A 6,297-nucleotide genomic window follows, 5' to 3' on the forward strand; every position below is an offset into this window, starting at 1 on the left:
GGGGGGGCTGGGGGGGCGCGATGCTTTCCGTGTGGTTGCGGCGGTTGGGGTTTTATACCCCCCCCCTCTGGTCCGGGGGTACTGTTGGTTTAAACCCCGGCTACCAACGACTCTGACCCCTTGAACGCCCTTGAACGCCGCTAGCGCACGACCACCTCGATCCCGAACAGCGGCCGTCGCGATCGCCGTTCTCGCCGGTCCAATGTCCACCGCGCGTGCCGACGGCACCCCAACCAGCTGGAATTGGCAGCTGGTCAGCGCCGGCTTCTCACCCGACGGCGGCAACGTCAACTCCTCGCTGCCCTCGTTGTTCGCCGCATCGACGTCCGACGTGTACCTCACGGGCTGCTACCGCTGCCTGTTCCGGTGGAACGGCACGACGTTCTCGTCGCAGACGCAACCCGCCGGCGCGAATCGCTACACGGTGAGCGGCGCCCCCGGCAGCGCGATCTACAGCGCGGGTCAGCAGGGCTATCAGTCGGGCAATCTGCTTCAGTTCAACGGCACTACGTGGACAAACGTGCTCAACTCATCCGGCGAACTATTCAACACGTTCGTTGCGGCTGACGGCGGCGTGTTCGTGGTGGGCGACGGCACGTTCTATCGCAACACGGGGCTGGGCTTCAACGCCGTGAATACTGGATTGAGCACGGCGTTCAACACCGACCGTCTGTTGGCCGTGACCGGCTTCAGCTCGAACGATGTGTTCATGGGCGGTTACAACGGTCGCATTCTGCGTTACAACGGCACCAGCATCACGTCGATGAACACCGGCGTGAACGCGGCGTTCGTGGCCATGGACGGCACGTCGGCCAGCAATCTCTTCGCGGTGGGCAACAACGGCATCGTCATGTTCTTCAACGGCACCACGTGGACGCAGCTGCCGTCGCTTGGAAACGTTGGCTTGTGGGGTGTTAAGGCGCTCGGTCCGAACGACGTGCTGGTGTCGGGCGAGAACGGTCTGCTGGCGCGCTGGAATGGTGTGAGCTGGACGACGATCAACCTCGGCACCACCAACCGACTCGGCGCCATCAGCACGCCGGATGCCGGTAGGACGCTGTTCATCGCCGAAGCCACCTACTCCGATGTGCGCTTCCGCCTAGGTAGCGCGGTGTACGCGCCGACCACCGTGCCCGAGCCGGCAACGACGGTGCTCGTTGCGCTGGGGCTGGCGGGCGTGCTGGTGGTGCGGGGCCGGCGGCGGAGTCCGTAGGTTCACGCGAAGCTCGCGAAGCGCGCGGAGAACAGCAAAAGAGAAATGCTTGTTGTTGCTGTTCTTCGCGCCCTTCGCGTGCTCCGCGATCTTCGCGTCGAGCTGTTGTCGTAGCAGTTGCTCTCCCAGCCCCAACGCAGAACTGTCAGACCCCACCCGTATCCTTCCTATTCGCCCCGGAGGGATATGACCAAAAGGCTCACGCCGAAGCAGCTACAGAAAGCACTGCGCAAACACCGGTTCCCGGCAGACGACGGTTGGACCATGACCACGCCGACCGCGAGCGCCATCGCGGTCACCAATGGCAGTGAATCCTTCAATATTGAAATGATCCTCGACCAGCAGCGCGCGGGCCGAGTCGACCAACTCTGCACCGCACTCGGGCGCCTGTTGCTCACCATGCGCGACCACGAGCCCACCATAACTTGGGCCGTCGCCGCACCCCACACCGACGCGTGGCTCGAGACCTTCGAGAAGATCCCGCTGCGGGTGCTGGCCACCTTTCGGCTCGCGCTCATGCTGGCGGATCACGACCGCGTGATCGAGTACCCCAACGACTACGAGTACGACGAGCGGGTGCTGCTCGATGATGAGGATCTTTCAGACCTCGTGCTGCCATCAGACATCGACGACGAGCTGGATGCCCTCCTCGATGGTGACATGAACAATCACTAAGCGCGCGTGCGTGACCGCGGAGACCGGTTGCGCATCGGGGGCGCGGCGCGTCATCACTTGGCACTTCTGCCATACTCTCCGACCGTGCGTGCATGACGAATACCGCGCCATCTCCGGCCAACACGATCCCCGGATACAATCTGGTCGAACCCTCCGAGCGCGACGCGTGCGCAGCCATGCAACGCGTGTTCGGCGCTATCAAGGCCGATGAGCGCTGGGCGCAGGCGTGCGCTCAGGTCAACCTGCGGCCCGGCTTCGTACAACCGGGTGAGGAATTGCGCGACGTAGCCGCGGCCCTCGCGCTGCAGGGCGGAGCCGCCGCCACCGTCGCGCGCTCGATCGAAATCCGCATCCGCACGTACTACGGCCTGCCCCTCACTCCCGCTTCCGCATCCACGAGCGCTGCATCATGACCGCCGATCCGCTGTACGCGATGGAGCGCCTGCAAGAGATCGCCGACCTCGATCTGCTCTCTGCCGACGTCGATCCGATTCTCCAAGACGTCGCCGCTCGTGCCGCGACGCACCTCTCGCTGCCGGTGTCGTTGATCAGCGTCGTGCTCGATGACGCGCTCCACGTGGCCGGCTCACATGGACTCGATGGACTCTGGCTCGGCGAAACCGGTGGCCATCCGGTGGAGTGGTCGTTCTGCGCCACATCGGTTCGTACCCGCGAAGCGTACGTGGTGGAGCGCGCGACCGAAGACGCCTATCACCGCACGAATCCGTTGGTCGTTCAAGACGGTGTTCGTTGCTATGCCGGCGTGCCGCTGATCTCGTCACGCGGCTATGTACTGGGCAACCTCTGCGTGGTCGGACTCGAAGAGCGCACCTTCACCGCCAATGAAGTCGCGTTCTTGCATGAGATGGCACAGACGACGGTGGCGCGGATCGAAGAACGTCGTGGGCGGGCTAGTGCCGCCGTGCCCCACGCGTAACTTCCGCTACTGGGAGGCCTCGGCCTCCGCGTTATCCCGCTGGCGTCCAATTCTCTTCATTGCCGATGGCGTCCCATTCCTCCCGTGAACTCGCCGAGCTGTCGCCGCTGCTCGATCAGGCGCTCACCCTCACGGGCGATGCGCGTTCGGCCTGGCTGGCGACATTGCGGAACGAGCAACCGGAGGCAGCCGCTCGTCTCGAGGCGCTACTGGCCGCTGAGGCGGGGATGGACGCCGATCGCTTTCTGGCCGACTCGCCCAGCCACGAGCTCACGCCGGACGCGGTAGCCCCGGACGCGGTAGCGCCGGACGCACTCGTGGGACGTCGCCTTGGTGCCTACACCCTCGAGCGGCCGCTCGGACAGGGCGGCATGGGCAGTGTGTGGCTGGCACGGCGCAGCGATGGACGTTACGACGGCGTGGCCGCGCTCAAGTTGCCGCATTTGTCGCGCCTGTCGAACGACGGTATACGCCGGTTTCAGCGTGAAGGCAGTGCGCTGGCCAAGCTCACGCACCCCAACATCGCGCGTCTCACCGATGCGGGCGTGGCCGATGACGGACAGCCGTACCTCGTACTGGAGTACGTAGACGGCACGCGCATCGATCGCTGGTGCGACGAACGGAAGCTCGATCCCGATGCGCGTCTCGCGCTCTTTCAGCAGGTGCTCGCCGCCGTGGCGCATGCGCATGCGTCGCTGCTGGTACACCGTGATCTCAAGCCGTCGAACATTCTTGTCACGGCCGATGGCGCGGTGAAGCTGCTCGACTTCGGTATCGTGAAGCTGCTCGAGGCCGCCCCCGATGGCTCCGATCCGGTCGAGATCACGGGGGTGGGCGGTGGACCACTCACGCCCGAATACGCCGCCCCCGAACAGGTGTCCGGTGGTCCGATCACCACCGCTACCGACATCTACGCGTTGGGCGTGCTGCTCTATCAGCTGCTCTCGGGCCGTCATCCCACGGCCGGAGACTCGCGGTCGGCGGTGGACATGCTGCAGGCCGTGGCCGCCACGATGCCGCGACGTATGAGTGCGGTCGTGGCCGATGAGAAGCTGCGCAAACTCTACGCCGGCGATCTCGATGTGATCGTGGCCAAGACGCTCGAGAAGGATCCGTCGCAGCGCTACGCGTCGGTGGCTGCGCTTTCCGACGATATCGCACGGTTTCAGCGACATGCGCCGGTGAAGGCTCGACCGTCGTCCACGTGGTACCGCACGCAGAAGTTCGTGCGACGTAACCGGCTCGGCGTGACCGTTGGTGCCGGTGTCGTGGCGGCACTGCTCACGGCTACGGTGATCACGGCGCAACAATCCATCGTGGCCCGCACCGAGCGCGATGAGTCCCGCAAGCAGCGTGATCTCGCCCTGCTCGAGGAACGACGCGCCACGGCCGCCAACGGCTTTTTGCAAACGCTCGTGCAAGCGGTGCCCACCGGCGAGCCGTTCACGCCGGCCACGCTCATGACGCGGGCGCGCACGCTGCTCGAGGGCGACTACGCGGCCGATCCGCGTTTTGCGTCGCGCATGCTGCTCGACTTGGCGTCGAGCTTCGAAGCCATCGACGATGCCGCATCAGAACGCGCCCTGCTCGAGCGCGCCCGCGAGCTGGCGGTGCGCAGCGGGGATCTCGAATCGGAAAGTCGGGCGCAATGTTCGTTGGCGTTGCTGGTGTCGCGCGACCCCGACAGCACCGCCGTCTCACGGCCCTTCGTGGATGCCGGCGACGCCGCGATCGCGAAGATGCGCCCCGCCACCGCGGCCGCACAGGTGCCCTGCCTCATGGCACGGGCGCGAATCGTGGGCGAGCTTGGCCCGGCCGACAGCGCGCTTACATATGGCGAGCGGGCACTGGCGGTGGCCGAAGCGTCGGGTGATACGTCGTCGGCCACGTTTACGTCGTTGTTGAGCGAACTTACCGACACCTACCACAACAACAATCGGGTGCGCGACGCGTACAACGTGGCGCTGCGGTGGGCGAATACACTGGAGCGCACGGGTCGCGGCAGCAGCATTCTGATGTTGCGCGCGCGTCAACGCGCCGCCACTGATTTGCGTGACTTGGGCGAGATGCAGTCGGCCGATTCCGCGTTGCGTGACGTGATTGCGTTGGCGCGCCGGATCGATTCTACCGCAGTCCCGCCGTACGTGTCGGTGCTGGCCGGCGAGATCGCCAAGGCACTCGACCGACCCGATTCGGCGGTGGCAGTACTGGAGCGCGCCGTGCTCGACGCGCGTCGCTCCAAAGACAACTTCCGCACCAGCTGGGCCTTGTCGCAGCTGGTGATCACGCTGGCCGACGCCGGACGTGTGGCGCCGGCGACTATACGGCGCGAGGAGTTCGCCAAGGCGAATTCGCTCGGCGCCGGCACCCTCACGATGCTCGATGCGCGCATCGCTGATGCCCGCGGGCAACCCGATCGTTCGCTCCCCGCCTACATGGCGGCGTTGGCCGAGCGCGGGTTTCCCAATGGACGTGGCGCGCCGCCGTATCACCGCGTGGTGTATCGCGCTGCACGCGCCGCGTTGGCCACCGGCAACGCCCGCGCGGCGGATTCGCTGGCCGCGCACGCCGTCCGGCTGGAAGGCATCATGGGTCACAAGCCAACGCAGAGCGGCGACATGGGGCTCTCCATGTTGGTGCGTGCGCGGGCGCAACTCCTGCTCGGCGATAGCACGTCAGCGCGTTCCACGCTGGCCAGCGCGCAGACGGCGCTGCGGTATGGCCTGGGCGTTGGTCACGCGGCAACCCGCGATGCGCAAACGTTGGCGGGAGCACTCGAAGCGGCACTCGCGGCCCGATAGGCCGACTATCTTACGGCGTATCCTCTCCACGGAGTGCGTGTTCTGTCGGTTCCGCTGTCTACCCTGATACGCAATGCCGCCAGCGGCCATCCGACGGCGGTCGGCGAGCTGTATGGTGCGCTGTATCGTGAGCTTCACGCGATTGCCCAGCGTCAACTGCGCGGCAGTGATGGTGCGCTCACGCTGGGCACGACCACGCTGTTGCACGAAGCGTATCTGAACATGCGCGACCGCGAGGGCGATCAGTTTCCCGATCGTGCGCATTTTCTCGCGTACGCGTCGCGCGCGATGCGGGGCTTGGTGATCGATCACGTGCGACGCCGGCAGGCCACGAAGCGCGGTGGCGAGTTCCACATCACGAGTGCCGACACTGATGTGCCGGCGCGAGCGGTAGGCGAGTCGGCGGGCGCGCTCGACGAGCTATCAGACGCGCTCGATCAACTCGCCGCCACCGACGCCGCGCTGGCCGAACTCGTCGATCTGCATTTCTTCGCCGGCTTCTCGTTCGTGGAGATCGCGCAGTTGCGCGGCGTGTCCGACCGTACCGTGCAACGCGATTGGCGGAAAGCACGGCTGCTGCTGCATCACACGTTGCAGCAGTTGGAGCATTAGGGCGTTCAAGGGGCGTTCAAGAGGCGTGCAAGGGGTCAGGGTCGGTGTAAGGGCTATGT

At 65.8% G+C, this 6,297-nt stretch carries 6 protein-coding genes; all 6 read left to right on the top strand.

What is annotated here, in order from left to right:
• The first annotated feature begins 202 nt into the window (after positions 1-202).
• The 6 genes from RMP10_RS14665 to RMP10_RS14690 all read left to right on the top strand — a co-directional run bounded on the left by RMP10_RS14665 (position 203) and on the right by RMP10_RS14690 (position 6,238).
• The gene (locus RMP10_RS14665; RefSeq protein ID WP_310570951.1) at positions 203-1,213 is read left to right on the top strand and encodes a PEP-CTERM sorting domain-containing protein; all 1,011 of its coding nucleotides are present in this window, start codon (positions 203-205) and stop codon (positions 1,211-1,213) included.
• A gap of 186 nt (positions 1,214-1,399) precedes the next feature.
• A complete protein-coding gene (locus RMP10_RS14670) occupies positions 1,400-1,888 on the top strand; it encodes a hypothetical protein (RefSeq protein ID WP_310570952.1) in 489 nt (162 codons plus the stop codon).
• A gap of 92 nt (positions 1,889-1,980) precedes the next feature.
• The gene (locus tag RMP10_RS14675) at positions 1,981-2,301 is read left to right on the top strand and encodes a hypothetical protein (protein WP_309672571.1); all 321 of its coding nucleotides are present in this window, start codon (positions 1,981-1,983) and stop codon (positions 2,299-2,301) included.
• Positions 2,298-2,825: a GAF domain-containing protein gene (locus RMP10_RS14680; RefSeq protein WP_310570953.1), complete on the top strand. Its 528-nt coding sequence runs from the start codon at positions 2,298-2,300 to the stop codon at positions 2,823-2,825. Before RMP10_RS14675 ends, RMP10_RS14680 begins: the two co-directional genes overlap by 4 nt.
• A 65-nt stretch (positions 2,826-2,890) precedes the next feature.
• Positions 2,891-5,626, top strand: a complete 2,736-nt coding sequence (locus RMP10_RS14685) for a serine/threonine-protein kinase (protein ID WP_310570954.1) — start codon at positions 2,891-2,893, stop codon at positions 5,624-5,626.
• Between the two features lie 33 nt (positions 5,627-5,659).
• Entirely contained in the window at positions 5,660-6,238 is a 579-nt protein-coding gene (locus tag RMP10_RS14690) for an ECF-type sigma factor (RefSeq protein ID WP_310570955.1), read from the top strand.
• The last annotated feature ends 59 nt before the right edge of the window (positions 6,239-6,297 follow it).

It is taken from the genome of Gemmatimonas sp. (assembly GCF_031426495.1).
In the GTDB taxonomy this organism is placed as follows: domain Bacteria; phylum Gemmatimonadota; class Gemmatimonadetes; order Gemmatimonadales; family Gemmatimonadaceae; genus Gemmatimonas.